Origin of the sequence: Paenibacillus sp. LjRoot56, assembly GCF_964253335.1 — a bacterium.
Taxonomy (GTDB): domain Bacteria; phylum Bacillota; class Bacilli; order Paenibacillales; family NBRC-103111; genus Paenibacillus_E; species Paenibacillus_E allorhizoplanae.
On sequence record NZ_CAXURV020000006.1, the window covers coordinates 146,546 to 169,919 of the forward strand.

The window sequence follows — 23,374 nt, forward strand, 5'->3', positions numbered from 1 at the left end:
ATGAGAAACTCTGCTGCACTGATGACGTTGCTCTCTCTGGCGGTTCCGGCTATCATCGAGAATGCTCTCCAAAGCTTAGTCGGTTTCATCGACACCTTGTTTATTGCCAAGCTCGGACTCACTGAAGTTGCAGCTGTGGGCGTAGCTAACAATATGATACAAATTTATTTCGCCATTTTTTTAGCACTTTCCACCGCTACGACCATTTTCATTAGCCGCTATTCAGGAGCGGAGCAGCCAAACACAATTAAATTTCTGATTGTGCAAAGCTTGATTATGTCCTGTGCAGCGGGATTTATTCTCGGTGTCCTTTCCCTTATCTTTGCCGAACCATTACTATCGTTTATGGGCGCAGATAGCGAAGTGACCGCGAAGGGAATCCTTTATTTCAAAATCGTTGCCGCTCCTTCTTTTTTAATTTCCCTCATGTACTCATTAGGCGCTATCCTACGTGGACAAGGCGATACGAAAACGCCCATGCGAGTGGGACTTATGATGAATATTTTCCATATTGGTGTGGAATATGTGCTTGTTTTCGGCCTTTTTTTCGAGGGTTTCGGTATTATCGGCGCAGCCATGGCAACCGTCTTGGCGAGATGCTTCGGGGCGGTATTATTGATTCGTTCGCTGAATCAAAAATCATTATTACTCAACTCCTTTGCCATGTGGAAGCCGAAGCTAAAGATTCTTAAAGGTCTAATTCAAGTTGGCATCCCAACAGGGCTAGAACGCTTGTTCATGAGGTTCGGTCAGTTAATTTATTTCGGAATGATCATACATATGGGCACTGATATTTATGCTGCACACACCTTGGCTGGTAACCTGACAATATTCTCAACGATCATTGGAAGTGGATTATCAGTGGCGACTACGACTCTGATCGGGAAAAGCATTGGAGCTGGTGAACTAGGCATGGCCAAGACGTATGCCCGTGTCTGCACCATTGTGACAGCTGTTGTCATGACGATCTCTACATTCGCTATTTGCATAACCGCTCCATATACTGCTACAGCCTTTACCGCCAACGCGGCGATTCTTTCCTTCATCACTACAGCCCTTGTCATTGACACGCTCTCTCAACCTGCAACCGGCATAATCTTGTCGCTTACTGCGGTTTTGCAAGCTGGCGGAGATACAAAATATCCGATGTACGTAACCGCAATAGGTATATGGGCTATTCGGACAATCGGGGTTTATCTGCTCGGTGTGCGAATGGGATTAGGTCTCACTGGCGTTTGGATATCGATTGCCATTGACAACTATATTCGGGCGTTTATATTATATGCGAGATATCGCTCTTTCAAATGGATGAAAAAGCTGCCTAACTCCTTCGTTCATGAGAAGGGCAATCGTACAGTCTAAGAAAGTATGAATTCCGTTAGTCTCCCCTGACAAACATGCCAAAGAACCTTCAACTCCACGATATCACGCGGAAGAGAAGGCTCTTTTTTTTTATGAAGTACTTATCAACGCAGTAGAATCTCTTATCATTAACTCCGGCCGTAGTACCGTCCTTTGTTTCACTTGATTTGAGCTCTGCAGCTCTTCAACGATCATGTTTACTGCAAGTTTACCCATATGCTCCATTGGCTGTGCTAGAGTGGTTAACGGCGGGTCAGCAAGCTCCGACAATATCGTATTATCAAAACTGACAATTGAAAGTTCGTTGGGTACTTTTTTCCCAACTGCTTTCGCAGCTTGAAGTACACCTACTGCTAGCATGTCATTGCAAGCGAAGATTGCGCTTGGAGTTTCGTCAGATTGAAGCAATTCTAGCGCCTTTTTCTTGCCGTCCTCTACCTTATAATCGCAAGTCTTTAAGCAATTCTCATGAAAGGTGATTCCGTGGTCCTCCATTGTTTGGCGAAAGCCTCTGATACGCTCTCGGCTGCTTCTTACCTTTTCCTTTTCACCGATGATGCCGATTCGTCGATGACCTAAACCGATCAGATGGCTGGCTGCCAAGCATCCTCCGACGTAATCATCGACGACCACTGTATTCACGGCTACTAGCGGCATATCTCTAGCCAGAAGGACAACAGGAATACTCTTGGCTAGCAACTGCTCAACAATTTCCTTATTATCGATTCCGGTTGCTATAATGATGCCATCGACCTTTTTTTGCTGCAGTAACGAAATGTATCGTTCTACCTTCTCATCTTTGTTGTCCGTGCTGCACATGATTACGCTATAACCCAGCTGTTCTCCGTGATCCTCAATAGCTCTGGCGATTTCAGAGAAAAAGGGATTGGATATATCAGGTATAAGCAGACCTAATGTATACGTTTTTTTCCCTGTTAAAGCAGATGCGATCACACTTGGTTGATAATCAAGTCGTTCCATGATGGCATGAATGGCCTTACTCGTCTCAGCGCTAATTTTCCCTTTACCGTTCAACACTTTTGATACAGTTGCAATTGAAACGCCTGCTTCTTTTGCGATATCATATATCGTTGCTTTCATGCTTATATTCCTCATTCAATAGTTGATTAGTCGTATTTTCATTATGAAGATGTCCATGAGGAGTTGCAAGAGGAAAGCATTAAGATTTACGAATCTATTTTGCCTTTCCTGATGAACCAAATTGACGCATTTTGGCTTGCACACCTTGCTGTAAGGCATCCCGAGCAGGACTCAAATAACGTCTAGGGTCATAATCCTCCTTGTTGGCTTTCAAATGCTCTCTAACCTTAGCGGTGAAAACTAACTGATTGTCCGTGCTCACATTAATTTTGGCCGTACCGAGTATAATCGCTTTTTGGATAATGTCATCTGGTAATCCGCTTCCGCCGTGCAAGGCCAGTGGCAGCCCAGTAATCTTCCGAATTTCATTCATTCGCTCAAAAGCGATTCGCGGCTCCCCTCCATAAGGCCCATGAACCGAGCCAAGTGCCGGCGCTAATGCATCAATGTTCGTTTCACGAGCCATGCGAATACATTCTTCCGTGAGCGCATACATCGCTTTCGCTTCGTCCACGTTAATGTCATCCTCTCGTCCTACGGTTCTGCCAAGACCCGCTTCCACTGAAGCGCCTCTCGCATGAGCATATTCCACCACACGTTTAGTCTGCTCGATGTTATAGTCCAGTGAGTGATGAAACCCATCAATCATTACTGAAGTAAACCCAGAATCAATTGCTTTCCGGCATACTTCGAAAGTCGACCCGTGATCCAGATGGAGTGCGACAGGAACGGTAGTACCATAATGTTCAATAAGTTCTTTCACGATAGCGGCAATTGTCGATAACCCACCCATATATGGCAAGTAAGCTTCATTCAATCCAAGAATTACAGGGGCCTTCTCTGCTTCTGCGGCTTGAAGAATCGCCTGCGTAAATTCAAAGCTGTTCAAATTGAATTGCCCGACAGCATATAGACCTCTTACTGCTTTAAATAGCATCTGGTTCATAGAAACAAGAGCCATTTGTGACCCCTCCATTCAAAGTAAACCAGCTGGCGCCGGATATTATACTACTGCCAACGAGCAGTAATCATTTTCTTACGCGCATACACTCAACAGCTTCCTTACCATTCGCTTAGAGATCGGAGTACGTACATAAAATTAAAATTAAGTTAAGCGCTTAATTCACTAGAGAAACGAAAAGAATAACCTCCCAATAAGCATTAAACCATAAAACTCTAATATTATTACGTATTTCACACTATCTATAGGTGTGTCTAACAATCAAAGTATACTCCTTAGAAAAGAAGGTTTCAATACTTCGTTCGCAAAATAAGTTAAGCGCTATCCTATGCTCTAGAAAACGAATGTTTTCAATATTGGATAACACTGCCCCGTCGTGCAATAAACATATACATGCAGTAGTGTCACAACAGCTATAGAATTGAATGCTTTGCTCGAAGAGCTTTTAATATACGGAAATTACAAATTAAGCCTATCAATTGGCTAAATAAAATAGTGATATTACTAAAATACTTAAATATACTTAAAATTAACTTTAATTCACTTATATTTTATGATAGCCTTACTTACAAGAGGTGATGATATTGTATCAAGAAGAACGATTACTGAAAATACTCGACTATGTTAATGAACACCATGCGATGAGTGTTATGGATATCTGCTCTCTTCTAGATGTATCTAGGGATACAGCCCGAAGGGATATTGTTAAATTAGTACAAGAAGGGGTCGTTATTCGTACACATGGAGGCGTCGCTTTACCTCAATTAAAGAAGGAAATAGCCTCCTATCAGGAACGTTTAATTGACGAAACAGACAGTAAAAGTAAAATTGGGAAGATAGCAGCTAAACTAGTTCAAGATCGGGAAACAGTCATTTTAGACGTATCAACTACGGTACAGTCTGTAGCAGAACAAATTACAGCTAAAAATATTACAGCTGTCACACATTCCATAGACATTGTAGGGATTCTCTCAGGACGGGAAGATCTGCAAGTATATGTGCTAGGTGGCTATTTACATACCAAAAATCGGTTATTATATGGACCTTCCGTCATTGATAAACTAAGAGAATTAAGAGCTGATAAGGCATTTATCGGCGCTACATCTATACGAACTGATGGGCTTTACTTTCCTTACGAAGATGATGTTTCTGTAAAAAAAGAGATGGCCCGCAGATCGGATCAGGTAATCGTCGTGGCTGATTTCACGAAGTTTACAAGCAAATCGGTTTATCGTTTAGATTTTGACTTTGTGGATATTTTGATTACCGATCAAGAGGTACCTAACGAAATAAGAGAAGTACTCCATAATAAAAATATAGCGATTATTCAATGTGAAGAGAATGACAAATACGAGGAGGATAACAAAGATGAGTCTTAAAATTTTGCACAACGTAAACGTGATCCAACCAGACGACCTTGTTCTACCTGCCACACTTTGGATAAGAAACGGAATTATTGAAAAGATAGAAAGTGGTCTTTCTTCTCTTCCTGAGGGCGAATATGAACTTATGGATGGCCAAGGCCATTTATTGATACCTGGTATGATCGATGTGCATATCCACGGTGCTAACGGGTTCGATATGATGGATGGCAGTGTGGCGAGTATTCAGGAGGTTTCGCGTGCTTGTGCCGAATCGGGCTGCACCTCATTTCTGGTTACCTCCGTTAGCTCTACAATTGAAGAATTACTAGCCATGATTCGTAGTGTGAAACGTGTGATCGGGCGTGAAGTCGGGGCCAAAATTGCCGGGCTTCATCTAGAGGGTCCGTACCTGAATCCGAAGCGTAAAGGTATGCAAAATGAACGGTTTTTACGACATCCGAATCTTACTGAAATGAAAGAAATTTTTAACGAAGCAGATGGACTGATTAAGATGGTTACAATTGCCCCAGAATTACCTGGCGGGATGGAGCTCATCTCTTTTCTGAAAGAAAATGGCATCATAATCGCGGTTGCGCATTCGGATGCCACATACGAGGAAGCAAAGCAAGCTTTTGTAGCCGGAGCGAGTCACGTTACGCATTGTTTCAATGGCATGCGTCCGATTCATCATCGTGATCCCGGTTTGGTTGTAGCCGCTTTTGAAGAAGAACATGTCAGCCTTCAAGCGATTGTGGATGGTATTCATTTGCATCCTGCGATCATTAGAATGATGCATCGTCTGAAAGGACCAGATGGTATGGTACTTATCACAGATGCTTTGCAAGCCATGGGACTAGGTGATGGGAATTATGTGTTCGGTGGACATCATGTTACGGTTTCCAACGGTGTAGCTCGACTAGAGGATGGGACTTTAGCCTCCAGTACGGTTAAGATGAATGAGGCACTTCGTCTAACCGTAGAAACCGGCATTTCTTTAAAAGACGCGGTTCAAATGGCTTCAACCACACCTGCACGAATATTAAGCCTTGATACCCGAGGCAGAATCTCCACGGGCTTTGATGCTGATCTTGTCTTGTTAAATGAACAATTCCAAGTGCAATGGACAATGATTAAAGGTCATATCATCTAATGTTTGGGTACATTCTCTTTAAACAGGAATCATCGAAATCCTCGATTACCAATACGCACACTTCACATTAAATACAATTTTCCATGCATTGATTATTGGTGGATAAATAAGATTCCCCTGCAATTAACATAAGGAAAGGCAATCGAGCCAAAAATGACCGACTGCCTTCTCTGGTTTTGAACTTTAGTTCGCAGTTAGCTTTTCAATTCCACTCATTTCTTAAAAGAGAAAAACAGCGGTTATCGACGAAAACCCCATGAGAAGAATAACCTCTAAGTTCGCCGTCCTCATTAAAACCAAGTTTTTTCAATAAACTTATGAATGGAATAGCTTCTACATTTCAGGCTTTGATTCTTCCTAATCGCGGACACCCAAAAACTGAACCAGCAACATAAAATAAGATATCATTCACATTTAATGCTCCAGTATTTGTAATCTACTGAACCAATTCTTACGTTAGTTGGATAAACCACCAGATTCCCCTTCACTATTATGCTTCACAGCAACTTTAGGAAATGTTACTTTCTAATATTGTTGTTCTTTGGGGAATTTCATGTGTTGTCATTCACGAAGGTTTAAAAGGAGATATTCCGCTATGAGTTGATTAATCGCCACTTTATGACTATTCAACCAATCGTTACGGGTAATAAATTGATTTATGATATCGTTGAAACTCTGTTGAACATCCATTCCTGAATTATGCTGACCAATATATATATGAAGCACCGCAATATGATAAAGCTGAGTCAATAACTGTAATTGACTTAGTTCGTGAGATGTACATTTTCTGTAGTGAGAGAAGCCTTTAATAATAGCCTGTGCCATTTTCCAAATTGATAATGGCTAGCTTCTCCGGTGCATGAAACTGTCCCCTTGTATTAACGCAGCAATGACTGCCGGATCAATCAACGGCAGCCTTATTCTGATGTTATTGAACTCTCGCTATCCGTTAGCGGAATGAACCATCCGCGCTACCTAACTATTGTAATGGTCCTTCGCGCTGTCTGTAACGGCAAGTTTTAGGGCCATCTTTTGCGGGATGGGCCTTATGCTCATTTTTAAAGCGTATGTGCTAAGGTTTCAAGACAATCTTTATTGCATGATCTTCTTTATTATTGAATATCTTATAGGCGTGTTCTGCGTCACTTAGTTGAAGCCTATGGCTGATCACATCAGTCGGATCAAACACGCTTTCCTTAATCTGACGATATAATTCGGGCATATAGTGAATAATAGGAGCTTGTCCCAATTTCACAGTAATATTACGGCTAAACAGATCACCAAAAGGAAATGCGTTATAATTTGTGCCATATACACCAGTTACTTGTATAGTGCCTCCTTTGCGCACAAGTTTAGTCGCCATCCTGAATGCTCCTAAACCTCCACCTTGCAGCTTAAGCAACGTTTCTACCTTTTCGACAAAAGTTTTCTCCGAATCCAGTCCTACGGCATCAATAACCACATCTGCACCACCACCCGTAAGCTCCGCTAGATGTTGTAGAAGCTCGTCCTGCTTTTTAAAATTGAAAACTTCTACACGATTTGTTTTCCGAGCATGCTCCAAACGATAATCAACATGGTCGATGGCTATAACGCGTTTTGCACCTTTCAGCCAGGCAAATTTCTGCACTAGCAAGCCTACGGGGCCACACCCTAGGACAATGACGGTGTCTCCGGCTTTCACGCCGGCATTGTCCACACTCCAATAGGCTGTAGGTACAATGTCAGATAGAAAGAGGAGCTTTTCATCTTCCATTTCAGCATCCTCAGGCACTTTAAAAGGAACGAAGTTCCCATATGGAACACGGAGAAGCTCAGCTTGTCCGCCTGCATACCCGCCAAAAGTTTCGGAATACCCCAAATAACCGCCTGTATCACCATGTAAAAAATCATTCGAATTGTCACATTGGCTTTCCAGTTGATGTGTACAATACCAGCAATGACCGCAGGCAACATTAAAGGGAAGAATGACACGGTCTCCCTTTTTCACTTTAGTCACATCTTTACCAACCTCTTCTATAATCCCCATTGGTTCATGTCCAATTATGAAATCCTTAGGGGTGTTAGGAATTTCTCCGTTATAAAGATGAAGGTCCGAGCCACATATCGTCGTTGTTGTGATGCGGACAAGGATATCATCCGACTTCTGTATTGTTGCGTCAGGAACTTCTTTAACTTTCACATTTTTTAACCCTTGGTAGGTTACAGCTTTCATTTAATTACTCCCTTGTTTAATTTTTGCTCTTGCACCATTTTGTTATTGAAAGCAAGCATTTAATGGTAATCTGTGCGGATTACTCCATTTCTATACCAAGCACCGAATCCAAGAGTAATGAAATCAGTGAGCAGAAGTCCTTCAAAGTAATAGGGTTCTGTTCACTTTTTTCTAGCTTAGCATAAACCAAAAATGGAAAAATAATGTATAAACGAAGAACTTTAAGGTAACCGTTAATACCGAAAGCAACCATCCATTGAGAAAGTGATGTTATTATGAAGCCAATTGATTGGTTTACATTTCTGCATGTTCTTTTTAGTATGCTGTCCGTTAGTTCAACGCCCAGCAGGACATATGTATAAAATCGCGTATGAAGGTGCAAATGCAAAAGGAGCTGCCTTGGCAGCTCCTTTTCTTGACATTTCCTCTTGGTTTACGTAAGTATGGACTGAACGTAAGCAACGACTTGTTTATTTTTCCTTTGCCGTCAAATATTATTACCATTCCAACCGCTCCTGAGACAAGCCTAAATCTCATTAAAAACGCAATTATGCAATATGCTCTATTATCATAATTATTACTATTGAACACTCTTAGCGAAATGACCGTTCGTATAGTCATACTCATTAAAGAGCCCTACGCTGCCATAAGGAATGATAAGTTTATTCTTATCCAACTCCACCTTTTGTTGAATCATTTCGGATAGCTCGAGTTTTAATGGATTGATTTTCGATACGTCGGAAACCGACGTATATGAGAATACCCACACATGGCCGGTCACCAGTCCATCGCCTGCGGTAAGTACGATCTCTGGATTACCATCCCCATCGAAATCATGAAGCATTGCGTGGATACTAAAACCATCGTTTAAATCGCCATAAGGTTTAAATATGTCGGTACTGCTGCCTTTATCCAATTCCAATGGCCAGCCAAACTTATCTTCATTAAAGATTACATTCATTTTTGTACCATTTGGATGATCACGCCCAATAACAACGGTTGCGCTTCGGTCTTTAAAATGTACTGTTAAGTTTGCGTCTTCCTCCCCGTCTTTCCAAGTCACCGAGGCGTCACCATTATCAGCTGGTACAAATCCAGGATCGTTGATGCTTGCAGTATTTGATGCCTGATCCCATCCAACTTTTTTTCCTAATAGATCGGCCACATCACGTAAAGGGATGTAGGTTGTACCGTTATATAGAATATTGTCACTTGCTACTTTTTTACCATTCACCGTTAGATTGACGTTGTTGAATAAAACTTCAATTGTACTTTTGTAGCCAGCAGCTAGAGCCGAGCCGCCAACTAAGAGTGAGATTAAAACAAATCCGATTCCCATTCCTTTGAGTTCTTTACGCACGTGACTTCCTCCATGTGTCTATTTGATTATTCAACTATTGTTCACCGTTAGCTGAATCCCTAAAGTTATTAAGTCACAATGCAAATAGTAACATTACTATTTCTTTTCTTTTACGAAAGTTCCAAAGTCAAGAAATAATACTTCTGTTTGTGATCATTTATTCGTATTCAATCAATTGAACTACCTCTTAATTTTTGTCGGATTGATCATGCGGCACTGTGACGGTTGCTGTTGTTAGCGTTTTGTTGCCCGCTTTGTCAGTTGCCGTGTACATGATGGTATAGATCCGCGACTTCTCCGCACGCAAGCTAAAAGAAGTGGCGGCTGTACCGAAATTGACCTGAATATCGCTTGGATCGCTATTCGGTTGATTGCTCGTTATGGACGTTAATACCACGGATTCAACGCCCGATGTAGCATCACTAGTATCCAGCGTGGCATTAATCGGAACCATTATATGATTTGCCGGCCAAATCGAGGTTTTATCGAGTTGGACGGAAATCACTGGTGCTGTCTTGTCGACTTTGAATTCGACGGTTTTGGTTTGTTCTACATTGCCTGCCTGATCCTTGCTGCGATATCCGAGCTTATAAGTTCCGTCACCGAAGACTGGAATGGAGCCAGTGTAAATGATCCATTCACCTTCATTCACTTGGTATTCCGTTGTTACTGATCCTCCGTAAATGTCGCTTACGAATAAGCTCACGGTCACATCTGTTGTGTACCAGCTGTCCTTTCCGTTAGGCGCAACCGGACTTAGGGTAGCGGTTGTTACAGGAGCTATTTTATGAATGTTACTTACCGTAATGCTGGTTACATTTGATACATTTCCTACTGCATCAGTTCCTCTTGCATACACGGTATCATTGTCGGAGACAACTACTGGGGCGGTGTAAGCTGTCCACGCGCCGCTTGCTCCCACTTTATATTCCATCAACGAAGCGTCTCCCGGATAGCTGATGATTACGTTGACAGCTTGGTTAGTCAGCGTATTTGTATATACAACCAAGGTTGCATCGATAGGTGCTATGTGATCGATATTGCTGACTGAGTAGTTCGTCTCATTCGACACATTGCCTGCAGCATCTGTTGCTCTAGCATAAACCGTGCTATTTTCGGAGACAACCACTGGAGAGCCATATGCCGTCCATGTCCCGATATCTCCTACTTTGTACTCCTTCACCGTCACATCGGATGGATAGCTGATCGTTACGGTAACGTCCTGATTGGTTGGCGCTGTAACGTCAGCTGACAAGGTTGCGTCAGCCGGAGCCGATTTATCGATGTTGCTTACCGTAATACTGGTTACATTAGATACATTTCCTACTGCATCTGTTCCTCTTGCATACACGGTGTCATTGTCGGAAACATCCACCGGTTCAGTGTACGCTGTCCATACGCCGCTTGCTCCCACTTTATATTCCATCGACGAAGCGTCTCCCGGGTAGCTGATCGTTACGGTAACGTCCAAATTGGTTAGCGATGTAACGTCTGCTGACAATGTTGCGTCAGCCGGAGGCGTTTTGTCGATGTTGCTTACCATATAGCTGCTAATGTTCGATGTATTCCCAACTGTATCCGTTCCTCTGGCAAAGATCGTATTGTTCGATGCCATAACAATCGGTGCTGTGTATGGTGTCCATGCGCCTTCAGTGCCCACTTTAAATTCTTTCACAGCTGCGTCATTTGGGAACTGAATAATCACGTTCACATCGGTATTGGTCGGAGTTGTCACATCAGCTGTAAACATTGCATCCCCTGGAGGTGTCGTATCGCTCTCCATACTTGCGAGTTTCATGTAATAAAGATTTGTAACATCATCCTTAGTAATGGTATGTGCGCCAGGCGCAAGTGATACACTGACAATACCATTTGTCATTGCATAGCTTGTTCCATCTATCTTGATTTTAAGTCCGTTTGCTGGATTAAACACTAATGTTAATGTTGAAGCTTGTGTTGTGGTAAACCCAATATTGGTTGTACTCTCCATTTTTAAACATTGAGTTAGTGTTAAACCATCATATGCCACTGTTCCCTTACTTGTTGAAAGGTTCCCTACAATCGTGAAGAAGCTGCTTGTTTTTCCATTTGTAGTAAAGTTGTGAACAATTGCCGATGTAGGCGGTGTTGTCGGTGGTGTTGTCGGCGGTGTTGTTGGTGGTGTTGTTGGTGGTGTTGGTGGTGTTTCTGTTGAATTACCACCTACAGATACAAGTTGAGTTGTGTAACTTAGTATTTTAGACATCAGTGCTGAATTAAGGCTATACGATGTGTCATCAACTGAATCAACAAAATCCCATGTAAAGTCTCCATGATTTAGGCGTCCAGCTTCTGCCGTAACAACTTGTTCAACAATGCTTACGGAATCAATGTCAGCTACATTTACTCCTGTATCGATAGTCGTATCAAAGTTATTATAAGCTGTTCCACCTACTAATGTTTTGTATGAACTAGGAACTGTTTCATTTCTTGACGAAGCTAAGTACGCATCAAATGATGTTGCATTAGCTGGAGCTGTTCCTGCATTGGAATTTGCATAGATAAGACTATTAGGATTATCAATAATATTATTGTAGGCTTTAATCATACCTCCTGCTTCACCGGAGAATGTGCCATTAGCAACACCATTTTTAATATCCGTGCCTTGTAAAGAAATCATTATTGGATTATGAGCATTTCTCCAATAATTTGATTCTACAAAGGCATTACTTGCAGTTGTAGCGCCAGTACCATATTTTGCGACGCCATCAAAGAAGTTATTATAGATATGAATTGATCCTGTTCTTATACGTGGATGACGAGAGTCTGAATGATCAAACCAGTTATGGTGGAATGTTGCAAAGAATTCAGATGTATCATCAAAACCGACTAGAGCAGCTTTTCCGGAATCCCAATAGTGATTGTAAGAGATTGTAAGATAAGTTGATCCTTTTTTAAGGTCAGTTGAACCATCACCTTTTGCTTGGTCAGCATCTCCGCCTGCTTTTCCATACATAATATCATTATTATGCACCCAAACATTAGCATTACCTGTATCAAGTGAAACGCCATCGTCAGGGAATAACATAATACCAAAGTTTCTTACTTCTACATTACCGACTGCTCTAAGTAGGAATCCCCAGCCATAAGCATAGGCGTCTTGTCCGATTCCTTCTAATGTAATATTCATTTCCGCATAATTTGCGTTCCCTTTTACTTGAAGAAATCCACTGCTGTTAAGTTGTCCACTCATGTCAGCATCTGTCACTTTTCCAATAAATCTAATTGCAAGTGGTGTTTTATCATAGCCTTTTTGTCTTAGTGCCAGAATTGCACCTAAACCAACACCTGTTTGTTTAGTACCTGAGCTACTGGTTATCACATCAAGAGCTACTGTTTGCGCAGTCGCAGATGTTACATAAATAACTTGAGCGCCATTCTTAAGTGTTCCATCATTATTATAAGCTCCTGAACCTGTGCCAAATGGTGAGTTTCCTGCAAAGGCAAATCCAGATCTGTCATGTGGCGCTACTGATATCGTATTTGAAACATTACTTTCTTTGGAACCATCTGACAGTACTGCTTCGACTTTCATTACATAATTCCCAGCTGCAAGCCCTATAGCATCAGCTCTCCAATTTGAAGGGTATTGTCGGATTAATTGCGTATCAATTTGTACATATTGAGAATCTGCTGCACTTGCAGGCTTAACAAATACATTATATCCCGTCGCATTACTTACAGGTGCCCATTCTACATAGGCCGTCTCATTCCAGCCTCCATTGTTGGTGATCGAAAGACCGGTAGCGTGTACTGCCGTATTGAACATTCCGCTTGCTATTACAGATAGCAATATAGCAAACAATAAAACGTAACTCGTTACCTTTTCAATACTTTTTTTCAATGTAATTCCTCCCGCGTTTAAGTGGTTGTGACGACTTTGGAATCGCTTTCAAGTTCTTACAAACTTGCTTTGTCCCCCCTCGCATCATCAATGCTCAAACAAGGCTCAATTAATTCGAATATCCTCATCAGCTTATCAGTTATGTTTGAGGTTCCGAAACAATCATTTGAACATTTCGCCCGTATTTCTGAGCTAATGATTATCGGTCGGAGATATGATACTCCTCGACAAATCTTCTAAAAATTTAAAAAATGCACCCCTTATAAGTCATCGGATTAACCAGAGGGTTTTCCAATGTCTATTTTAAGGAGTGCACTTCAAGTTTAGCTTCCCTTTTTTGGGTAGCCTGGATTATTGTCCCTGTTATCATGATCCGTTTTAATCGTGACACTAGGACCGGAAAGACTCAAGTTACCACTTGCATCAACCGCTTTGACCATAAGCTTGTAATTCGTATCTTTTTGCAAATTAGCGACATTGTACGTTGTAACGTTGCCCAAGACTGCGATTTCCTTAGCCGAAGTATCGCTCACCAGATAAACCCTATATCCGGTCACGCCGATGTTATCTACTGCTGCATGCCAGTTTAAGGTCAAGCCCGTTTTCGTTACATTCGTTGCGGTCAAATTGCCGGAGTTCCACAGCGGTGCAAATGTGTCGCCCGTTTGTGTGTTTTCTGCACCCGCTTGATGAATAACGAGAGCTGGAACATATGCCGTTTGATCCGCAAAAGTATACAGTCTTGGCGTCCAATTAACAGGCAGCAAAGTACCGTTGTTCTTGGCGACTTCAACATTTTCGCCATTCAAAACGGAGCCTTTGTCAGTGAATGCAGTGCCGCTGGATACTTGAATCAGGGATGAAGGGGATAAAGCCGTATCATTCGCAAAATAATTATTTTCAGCATAGACCTGAGATTGGTATCCTACTCCGATTGCATAGAGGAATGGGTTATTCGGATGGTTCACTGTTCCTTCGTAATAGTTGTTGTACACATGAACCTGACCGTAACGCACACGTGGTGCACGCTGACCTACATTCCGATAAAAGTTGTGATGGAAAGTAATTCTTTCTTTGCCAGCATCGCTGCTAAAGCTATCGCTTCCACCTACAAGCGTCGTCTTGTCATGATCATGGAAGTAGTTGTAGGATACGGTAATCAAATCGGATGCATTCGTCATATCCACAGCACCGTCGTGTTGTTGATACTTGCGTCCAAAATAGGTGTGATTCGGATCATCCATGCCGCCTATGTCACTAAATGTGTTATGGTCAATCCAAACATGAGTAGAACTTTTTACCGAGATGCTGTCATAAGCAGAGTTCCAATTGCCCAAATCGCCATCCGTCGGATCCCACTGCGGGAAATAATCAAATGTATTCCGGAATTCGATGTTCCGGATAATGACATTATCCACATTCTCTACGTTCAGATTGCCGCCGAGAATCTTCGCATTGGTGCCAGGCAAACCGACGATCGTCGTATTTGAACCGACATTAACTTTGATTTGTTTACTCTGATTGCTTGCCGATCTTACACGCGCCTCTTCCAAAGCGCCGCCAGGCAATGTTTTACCCCAAACGGCCGGGTCGTATGTCTGGAGATAAGCGTTAAAGTCATAAAGCGGATCTTTGTAGAATTCCATACCTATCGGGTTGTTGTTTTGATCCACATTCATATCTATCGTGCCGTTTATGTAGATCATCTTCGGCATGGTGCCGCCTGGCAATGCTTTCACTAGTTCACTGCGCTTGCTCACGATGAAAATTTGTTCCGGATTAGCCGTCGATCCGCCGGTTGTTCCTGTGGTATGGGCTCCCCATCCGTCATTAGGCATCAATACCTGTCTGCCAATATCTTTCTCCTCGCTATCGACCACATTTACAATCAATGGCACGGCAATGTCTCCGAAGTTAAAGCCCAGTGTCGTTGATCCCACGGGTAGTCGGGAAAGGTAATCTTTCTTGAGTGTATATACACTGCCGGTAACGGTGTAGTCCAACGATTCAAGAACTCCTGTGCCATTCGTGATATTCGTCAACGCAAATCCGTTGCTCCTAACGCTTACGTTAATATCCGCCTGATTTGCTGGGTTCTTATCAAAGTTGGAGGATGTAACCTCTACTGCTGGCGCATAGTTTACTTTCGGCATGATAACCGGAATGGATGGATCCCAGCCACCTAAAATTTGCAAAATCGTCAAACTTGCTTCCTGTCCCGTGAGCTGGGTGGAAATTTGACGTGCGGTTGCATTCGCTCCGTATCCATAGCTGTTATATTCCGAAAAATAGCTAGTGATACAGGAACCCGCACATGAAGCCGCCCAACCCTCTGGAAGGAATTTCTTCGAATCGATGAAAGTGTTGATAAATGTAACTCTTGCGTAATCCTTCCAAGCGCGGCCCAAATCGTAGATCCCTTGTGCAGAAGGACCATCGACCACTTGAGAATTAATAAAAAGATATCCCTTGTCCGTCGTATTTTTCTGCGCTCCTGCCGTAATATGTCCTCCTGCACTCGCGCCGGTCGGGACATTGCTCACAAGCACTAATTTCACATTGTCCATAACGACAGCGGGAGCTTCACCGAAGATGAAATCGACGTCTCCTTCAATAATGCTATTGTGGAAATAATGGCGTCCCTGACTTTTGGTATTTAAGCCGTTGTACAGCGTATCCTGAAACCCTTTCAATCTTACAGATTCCAATACGGCCATATCACTTTTGAGTGACAGAGCTACCGCTTGTGCCACTTCATTGCGCGGTCCGGCGCTGTTCTCGATTGTCAAATTGGAAGCGTTAAAGAAGTCTGCCGTTACATCCACCGTCTGACTTAGGAATGTGTTTCCTGTGTGACCGGGCTTGCCCTGTGTAGCCACAGTCCCTGCGTAATCGCCAAACATAATGGTTGTTTTATCCATGCCCGCGCCGACAAGACTTACATAAGGTCGATCAATCTTAACCTTTTCGGTATACGTACCTGAAGCGATATGAATGATCGTTCTTGTGGTGTTATTTGTCGGAACCTGATTAATAGCGCTTTGAATCGTATTGAACACTTTTACTCCATCAGCCGTTACATTCTTATCAACCGTCAACACAGCCGCCGGAAGAACAACAAGTTCATCCGTATCAGGGCTTTCGCCGTTCGAATTTACAGCAGACACAACATAATAATAAGTGATCCCGTTTGTCACGCTCAAATCGCCAAATATCGCATCGTAAGTTGAAGAGATGACCGTATATGGCCCGTCAGCAGAAATAGCTCTCTTTACATTGTAAGAAGAAGCGCCAATTACCGCATTCCAGGAAAGGCTTACGCTGCCTTCGTTTGCGACTGCTTGGAAGCTTGTCGGTTTAGCTGGTGCACCATTAACCGGAGCATATGGCTTCGCTTTTAATTGATTTGAAATCATGCTTTCTTGCCCATCATTCACAGCATCAACTACATAAAAATAAGTCTTGCCGTTATCCGCAGTGGTATCTAAGTAACCGGTTCCGATAACATTAGTTAGCGCTATGTAAGGTCCACCGTTTACCAAACTTCTTTTTACGCTGTATGACGATGCTTTCGTTACTGAAGTCCAGTTTAGCTGGACTTGGTTATTTCCAGGCTCGATGCTCAATAGCGTCGGTGCACCTAACGGTGCTGCAGGGGATACCTTTCCGAGCAGTTTGGGTTGACCCAGACCGCCGACATTCCCAGCTGAAAGTCTGTAATAATACGCCGTATCCGACCGCAAGTTCGTATCCAGATAGGAAGTGCTTGTAAGCTTGGGTTTCCCGTTCGTCAATAATGGGACAAAAGGTCCTTCCGGTGTTGTGCTTCTCTCAAGCGTGTAGAAGGCCGCTTTATTAACAGGATTCCAGGCGATTGTAAGCTGCCCGTTTCTGACAATGCCGTTAAGACCTGTAATTTCGTCTGAAGGGGGCTCCACGTTATTAGGATAGCCAGACGCATAATACGAATACTCACTTTCACCGGACGAGTTCACCGATGTCACCTTGTAATAGTAGTATTTATCGTTAGTCAGACCGGCAGTATCCGTGTAGCTGTTTGAGGGCACACCTTCTGCAAGCTTGTCATAGATGCCATCACGGGATTCACTGCGATACACATTATAAGTATCTGTACCGCTTGTTGCATCCCAGCTAAGCTCAACCCTGCGGTTTGCGCCTTCGGTTGTCAAGTTCTGTGGTGTCACCGCTTCCTGTTGAGAAACGATGATGTTGTCCACATACGCATTCCCTGTCGACGTACCCGCCATTCTAAAATTAATAGACGCAATATCTGTAACCGGGCTGGCGAATTTGAAATTACCTGAGAAAATGCCATTAATATAAAGATCTGCCGTATTGGCTTTTACATCGGCAACGTACTTCACCGTATACCAGGTTTTCGCCTGGAATTTTTGTGTGCCGCCTGTTAGAGGATCCGGAAAGGCGTAATCGGCCTTTAAGGAAAGCGCTATTTTCTTATTACTGTCTAGCAATTCCAAAACGTATGAGTCGCTTACCATAGCGCCTTCCATAAAATCGAGCTGCGCAGTCATCCCTTTGCCGCTCTCTGCGGTTACTGGCGTGAAAGCTTTATTGAAGCCGCCTCTGCCAGCGCCGTCACTGATCCATAATACATTGGTTGTGTTTCCGACTAAAGTAGTCGATGTTTGGCCATAGCTATTTCTAAGATTACTACTATTAATTACCGTAGAATTGTTCGTAGCTGTAAAAGAAGTAATCACACCGCTGCCAAAAGGCGGGGTATACCCTACAGGCAATACTCCTAACGTACTTCCTTCAAAATTATCATTGACAAGAGATGTAACCGGCGCTGCCGCCGCCTGGATCTCAGACGCACCGATAAGCGGCACGTAGGAAGAAAGAAACAGCAGACACAACATAATTCTAAGCGCTTTCATCATCATGTAGTCTCTCAACCTCCTATACTTTTTTTGAAAATATACTCAGATTATACTAGTGGCACGCTTATATCCGCTATAATCATTTGTTCACATCTTGAATGATTCAGGCTAAACTTGGTATATTGCAGGTTCATTTCAGACGATGATTTGTTCCCTCACCGCCGGTTTCTCTATTGATCCAATAATGAAATCTGCCCTTCCCTCGGGGCTGTTTCTTTTTTTATGTCGGCATTCGGACAATGTTATTGTCATCAATACCCGGAGAATTATTGTAGTCCTATAGAGAACACTGCCCGTTAGCGGGGAAAAGGCAACCAATCCACCTGGGCTGGTTGCCTTTACATGTTGTTATTGAACTCTCGTGTCCCGTTTGTTCAACGTCTATAAGTATAGAGTGAAATATTTAATCTTTAGATTTTAAATAAACAATCAAACTAATGAATGCTAATACAATACATGGTAAATAAAAATACTCCGAACTATCTTTAGTTAACCCCCACCAAATTCGATCTCCACTAGTTATTTGAGCAGTGAGACCAATAAAGTAAATTGCCAAAAGTATACTGGAGACCATTACAAAAACACTGAATTTACGCATTTATCTCCCTCACTCATTTCCATTTATTGTTCTCTAAATATAGACGCTGTCGATTATCAATTGTTGCTTCGGAAAAAATTTATTCAATGTACGGATTAAATCTCCTCTCAACCCTTATCAGATCATTTTCCGCACCCAACAATCCTTTTTCAGATAACCGTATCATAAGACATCGTGTAAAATGCTTGAAATTAATTCGACTATGTCTTCTAGTTAATTCATTCACTGTAGGTAATTTTACATCCATAAGCCACTCACATATTACCGAGAGAGGTACTTTCCCCAACTCCACCATTGCAGTTACAGTAGTAGCAATACGCTCATCCTCTTCTGAACTAAACACCTCTGGAGCACTTTCAAGTATTGAGTTTAGTCCACTCCACACCAACTTGCACCCTTCTAACCCTACATACCTGTTGCGGACACATTCATCAAGGGCATCAGAAATATGGGCTGCTGCATGTGCCCAACCTTTTCCTTCTACATAGCCACGATAATCCTTTTCACTCTTACAATAGGTGATTAGCTTGTTCATTATTTTACGAATTTTATTTTCGGTTAAGAATTGATCCCTATTATCACGGATTAGCAACAATGCAATTAATAATGAGGAAAAGGAACGCAAAAAGATACTATCTGTACCTACTTCCCCAATCCTATTAAATAACATATTATGAGAAATAGCATTATCGAGCAATTTCACTAATTGTTCCTCTGGAAGTAACTTTTTTTCCAATAACCAATTATTTAGTATCCTATACGCTAACTTATCACGTAACTCTGGATCTGTAGAAGAAAGTAAATCAACAACTTGCTGAACCATTGAATATTCATCTATTCCTTGTGGTAGAGAAAAATTATTTCCCACGATTATTCTTAATTCTTCTTTTGAGCACTTTCTCAACTCCAATTTCCCATTCATTCTTCCAAACATAAATCTATATAACTACCATGTAGAGAAACCCTACTAGTATAGTACCTTATTTTTACAAAAATCTCTTTAAATGTTTTGAACATTACTCCCCGTTATTAGAAAAGGCTACCGATCCACCGGCAGCCTTGTCTTGGTCGTCTATTTATCTATCGTTCCTCTTTAGATCAATAACTGCTATGATTTCTTCTTTCGGACAAATTTGAAAATCAATAAAACATTTAAAATAACGACTGCCACTGATATCAGTTGGGTAATTGCTGTACTCAATTCAAAATGCAATACTATCCCTCGTTTCAAATTAATGATAATTAATTTTACCATAAATAGGAAATAGATTGGCCGATTTTCTTGTACTACTTAAAACTATACGTTACTTTAATAAACAAAGAGGAACTGCCACGAGTCAAGCCCCTCAACTCTCGTTGTTCGTTAGCGTAACAGGGCTACGAAATCGTTCGACAGTCCTTTGTTGCTTTCGCTCAATAGATTTCCTGTAGTTAATCCATCCAGCCCATACATATAATACCTAAAAACACAAACCCGATACCGAGTATGATATAAATAACTTTAACTAACCACCAAGGTAATGCTCTTAATAACGCACCAATTGAATTAACAACAAAAAAAAATATCCATACAAAAAATGAATCTGCAACACCTTCAATATCACGTAATTTTAATTCTTCGGCAATTGTATCTTGTTTACGTTTTTCACTTTTAACAACTATTATGCCTAATGTGAGAAATACGAAAGCGATAAACCAGCAAATAATGGCACCAATCAGCCGTAAGGTCAAACCTCCACCTCCGAGTTAGTAGTAATATTCCGTTCATATATTTTTTCCATATTTCAGAAATTGAAACTCTACTGCCCGTTAGGTGAGCGAAAGGCTGCCGATCGTGCCGGCAGCCTCCCATTGCTGTGTATTGAACAAACGTTCTCCGTTAGCTCAAAAGTCACTTATTTCCTTTAATGGTAATATTCAAGTACTGCGTTAGCTTAACACGCCATTGTTCCTTAAAGCTTACCGCTCAGTTTAATCGTTTTTTCGACCTATTGCCTCCACCATATTTCTAAAGACCCCATCCCAGTCACGGTTTACATTTTCAATTGTATAAGTTGGAAATGGCAGCATATCAAGTAGCTTCAATTCGATCCGCTTGCGGTTTTCCATAAACCCAATATTTTGTTCCGTCGCAAAGTGAGGTTTCGAACGGATGGAAGAAATCCAAACCTGCTGCTCCCGCACACTTGGCTGAGTTAAATAAAGCACTACAGGATGCAAAGCTGCAATCTGAGCGGCGATTCCCTGAATATGCTGCTCGATATGGTGATCAACAGCTTGATAATGACTTAACAAGTCATGAATTTGATGCTGAAAAAAAACTGCTTCGAGTACATATACCTCCTCTGAAGTGCTGGCAAGATCAGAGAAACGTGCCCAATGCTGCTGAATTGAATATGTAAACTCTGACAGCGCGGCTACAGGCGAGTCTGTCCAGCAAAGCTCACGGGACTTTAGCTCTGCATGAAGTATATCCAACTCTTTGAATTCATTGACTTCACGATAAGGAATCAAAGGATAAAATGCCTTTCTGTGCCAGGTAGTAATGCAATCGTTCTGCTAACGTCGATTTGCCCGTTCCGCACAACCCTTCCACCAAAATCAGTTTGCAATTGTTTTGCATGCGATTGCTCCCAATTCTTATATACATCCGTAACTTCACTATTGTTTGCCGTTAGCGAAATCATTGAACCTGATTAGCTAATTTTATTAGTTCGGATACATTTAGTTTGTAATTACCCAGGTTCTCTTTGTTGCCATTAATGTAGTAGACAAAGCGAGCTAAAAATTTATCCTCGCGCTCCCACCAAAGTGATTGACTGGTTAATGAATCTTCGTAATAGACTGCTTTTCCATTATCAAGTTTATATTCTTGTAATAAACGACACATTCACCGAAAACCAAACAGAGGGTTTGAAATAAGTTTTCCGTCACCATAAATTGGTTCCTGTCTGGATCTTCAAAATAGAAAGCGATCCTCCCATTTACCAATTGGATGTCGCTGATTTTCACCCGTATCTTGGCCAAATCGAGGTAACTCCTGCATATCGCACTAAGGTCTCTCTGTTTGAAGGCTTCGACGAGCCTATCCAAATCCATTTGTGAGGCGTACGATTTCGGAACTTCCCTCTCAAAAGGATCTTTACTAGCTACCTCAATTTGACGAGCAAGCTTTTGTGATCTCAATCGAGCACGCCAAAGAGTCACCTGGACGGTCCCTTCCGCTTGTGATAAGAACTCGGCGGTTTCTTTCGAAGTAAAATCAAATACATCGCTTACGCGTTTTTTTATTTGACAAAATTATTTATTTTCTACCGGAAAATAGGCTTACCAGCAACTCGTACTGCTGAATCAGCTCCTCGGAAGGACGAATGCCAAGCTCTAGGCTGAGAAGCCGAGCATAACCGGTATACAGTGCGGTCAAACCTTTTCTGTCCCCGGTCTGCTCGCATATCGTCATAAGAAGACATATGACAGATTCGTCAAACGGATTGCGTTCTTTCAGCTTGAGCAGCAGCTTGGAGGCAGCGGTCATATCGCGCAAAGAAATATGTGCTGTGGCAAGCTTTATTGAAAAAGAAGCGTACAACCTTGCATAGCGCTCCATTTCGTCAGTAGCCCACAAATAGGATTTGTCTCCAAACAGATCTCCGGTATACAGCCGTTCAATCTGCACTGCTCTATCCACATTTCCAACGTCAATGGATTGCAGCGTTTTCACTTGTTTTTCGAATTCCACATAATCGATAAAGGGATCCTTCAATTCGAGCGCGTAGCCATCGTTCTCCGATCGTACAATCCCACGCATGCCGAGAGGTTCCAAAGAATTGCGCAATTGATACACAGTCGTATTCAGATAATTCTCCGCACCCTTTTGGTCCATGCCTCCATAAATATCAGCAATGAGTCTCGAACGAGGAATACGTCTGCCACGATAAAGAACCAGGTAAGCAAACAGCTCCGTGCACTTTCTAGAGATCCACTTTACGCGGCCTGCTTCATTTCTGACAGCGAAGTCTCCGAGCGCCGTTATGACGACCTGCCCCACATCCTGGGAAGCCAGATCTTGCAGTGGCTGTGATCGTAAAAGCTGCCAGTTCGAGAGCGCGCGATTTACCGTCCGCTGCAACCGCTCCTTGGAAACCGGCTTGACCAAGTAATCCAAGACAGACAGTTCGTAAGCTTCCAGGGCGAAATCCTTATGAGACGTGACGAAGACGACTTGCATGGTAGAACCAGACTCTGACATCTTGGCGGCGAACTCCATCCCATTCTCGCCCTTCATCGAGATGTCTACAAAAGCCAGGCCGATATCGTCGTTCCCGCTTAAGAAGGAGACTGCTGACAGCGCATCTGTAAAAGCACCCGCAACATGAACCCCAGGTATCTTATCCAGCATTTTGTGCAGAATCAAATGCATCGCTGGCTCATCGTCCACTAAAATCACTTTCATGCTTC

Annotated in this window: 14 protein-coding genes; 3 read left to right on the forward strand and 11 right to left on the reverse strand. The window is 42.3% G+C overall.

Translation table 11 applies throughout. The features are described 5' to 3' along the window. Entirely contained in the window at window positions 1-1,362 is a 1,362-nt protein-coding gene (locus tag ACSQ8O_RS34075; RefSeq protein WP_436245320.1) for an MATE family efflux transporter, read from the forward strand. Between the two features lie 90 nt (window positions 1,363-1,452). Here the strand turns inward: ACSQ8O_RS34075 and ACSQ8O_RS34080 are convergent, their stop codons facing one another. Beyond that, window positions 1,453-2,463 carry a LacI family DNA-binding transcriptional regulator gene (locus tag ACSQ8O_RS34080; RefSeq protein ID WP_436245321.1) on the reverse strand — a complete coding sequence of 337 codons (1,011 nt, stop codon included), beginning with the start codon at window positions 2,461-2,463 and terminating at the stop codon, window positions 1,453-1,455. A gap of 94 nt (window positions 2,464-2,557) precedes the next feature. Further along, the gene (gene fba / locus ACSQ8O_RS34085) at window positions 2,558-3,424 is read right to left on the reverse strand and encodes a class II fructose-1,6-bisphosphate aldolase (RefSeq protein ID WP_436245322.1); all 867 of its coding nucleotides are present in this window, start codon (window positions 3,422-3,424) and stop codon (window positions 2,558-2,560) included. Between the two features lie 578 nt (window positions 3,425-4,002). Between fba and ACSQ8O_RS34090 the strand changes: the two genes are divergently transcribed. Together ACSQ8O_RS34090 and nagA are read left to right on the forward strand one after the other, a co-directional pair. Then, window positions 4,003-4,803: a DeoR/GlpR family DNA-binding transcription regulator gene (locus ACSQ8O_RS34090; protein WP_436245323.1), complete on the forward strand. Its 801-nt coding sequence runs from the start codon at window positions 4,003-4,005 to the stop codon at window positions 4,801-4,803. Beyond that, window positions 4,793-5,938, forward strand: coding sequence for an N-acetylglucosamine-6-phosphate deacetylase (gene nagA, locus ACSQ8O_RS34095; protein WP_436245324.1), 1,146 nt, complete (start codon window positions 4,793-4,795; stop codon window positions 5,936-5,938). The genes ACSQ8O_RS34090 and nagA overlap by 11 nt, the downstream gene beginning before the upstream one ends. A 561-nt stretch (window positions 5,939-6,499) precedes the next feature. Here the strand turns inward: nagA and ACSQ8O_RS34100 are convergent. The 9 genes from ACSQ8O_RS34100 to ACSQ8O_RS34140 form a co-directional block, all read right to left on the reverse strand. Further along, window positions 6,500-6,763, reverse strand: a complete 264-nt coding sequence (locus ACSQ8O_RS34100; RefSeq protein ID WP_436245325.1) for a hypothetical protein — start codon at window positions 6,761-6,763, stop codon at window positions 6,500-6,502. Between the two features lie 247 nt (window positions 6,764-7,010). Next, window positions 7,011-8,153, reverse strand: coding sequence for a zinc-dependent alcohol dehydrogenase (locus tag ACSQ8O_RS34105; RefSeq protein WP_436245326.1), 1,143 nt, complete (start codon window positions 8,151-8,153; stop codon window positions 7,011-7,013). Between the two features lie 580 nt (window positions 8,154-8,733). Continuing rightward, a complete protein-coding gene (locus ACSQ8O_RS34110; RefSeq protein WP_436245327.1) occupies window positions 8,734-9,513 on the reverse strand; it encodes a stalk domain-containing protein in 780 nt (259 codons plus the stop codon). Window positions 9,514-9,700: 187 nt separating this feature from the next. Next, entirely contained in the window at window positions 9,701-13,396 is a 3,696-nt protein-coding gene (locus tag ACSQ8O_RS34115; protein WP_436245328.1) for an OmpL47-type beta-barrel domain-containing protein, read from the reverse strand. A gap of 323 nt (window positions 13,397-13,719) precedes the next feature. Further along, window positions 13,720-18,321, reverse strand: coding sequence for a pectinesterase family protein (locus ACSQ8O_RS34120; protein ID WP_436245329.1), 4,602 nt, complete (start codon window positions 18,319-18,321; stop codon window positions 13,720-13,722). A gap of 674 nt (window positions 18,322-18,995) precedes the next feature. Further along, on the reverse strand, window positions 18,996-19,784 hold the full coding sequence (locus ACSQ8O_RS34125; RefSeq protein WP_436245330.1) for a DUF2785 domain-containing protein: 789 nt from the start codon (window positions 19,782-19,784) through the stop codon (window positions 18,996-18,998). Window positions 19,785-20,347: 563 nt separating this feature from the next. Then, the gene (locus ACSQ8O_RS34130) at window positions 20,348-20,647 is read right to left on the reverse strand and encodes a hypothetical protein (RefSeq protein WP_436245331.1); all 300 of its coding nucleotides are present in this window, start codon (window positions 20,645-20,647) and stop codon (window positions 20,348-20,350) included. Between the two features lie 240 nt (window positions 20,648-20,887). Further along, window positions 20,888-21,430: a hypothetical protein gene (locus ACSQ8O_RS34135; protein ID WP_436245332.1), complete on the reverse strand. Its 543-nt coding sequence runs from the start codon at window positions 21,428-21,430 to the stop codon at window positions 20,888-20,890. A gap of 790 nt (window positions 21,431-22,220) precedes the next feature. Continuing rightward, window positions 22,221-23,369 (reverse strand): response regulator, encoded by a 1,149-nt coding sequence (locus ACSQ8O_RS34140; RefSeq protein ID WP_436245333.1) that lies wholly within the window; start codon window positions 23,367-23,369, stop codon window positions 22,221-22,223. Between the last annotated feature and the right edge of the window lie 5 nt (window positions 23,370-23,374).

What these genes read in the sequence shown, in the direction of transcription:
- ACSQ8O_RS34075 (WP_436245320.1), top strand. Translation starts at nt 1, where the DNA reads ATGAGAAACTCTGCTGCACTGATGACGTTGCTCTCTCTGGCGGTTCCG.
- ACSQ8O_RS34080 (WP_436245321.1), bottom strand. Translation starts at nt 2,463, where the DNA reads ATGAAAGCAACGATATATGATATCGCAAAAGAAGCAGGCGTTTCAATT.
- fba (WP_436245322.1), bottom strand. Translation starts at nt 3,424, where the DNA reads ATGGCTCTTGTTTCTATGAACCAGATGCTATTTAAAGCAGTAAGAGGT.
- ACSQ8O_RS34090 (WP_436245323.1), top strand. Translation starts at nt 4,003, where the DNA reads ATGATATTGTATCAAGAAGAACGATTACTGAAAATACTCGACTATGTT.
- nagA (WP_436245324.1), top strand. Translation starts at nt 4,793, where the DNA reads ATGAGTCTTAAAATTTTGCACAACGTAAACGTGATCCAACCAGACGAC.
- ACSQ8O_RS34100 (WP_436245325.1), bottom strand. Translation starts at nt 6,763, where the DNA reads ATGGCACAGGCTATTATTAAAGGCTTCTCTCACTACAGAAAATGTACA.
- ACSQ8O_RS34105 (WP_436245326.1), bottom strand. Translation starts at nt 8,153, where the DNA reads ATGAAAGCTGTAACCTACCAAGGGTTAAAAAATGTGAAAGTTAAAGAA.
- ACSQ8O_RS34120 (WP_436245329.1), bottom strand. Translation starts at nt 18,321, where the DNA reads ATGATGATGAAAGCGCTTAGAATTATGTTGTGTCTGCTGTTTCTTTCT.
- ACSQ8O_RS34140 (WP_436245333.1), bottom strand. Translation starts at nt 23,369, where the DNA reads ATGAAAGTGATTTTAGTGGACGATGAGCCAGCGATGCATTTGATTCTG.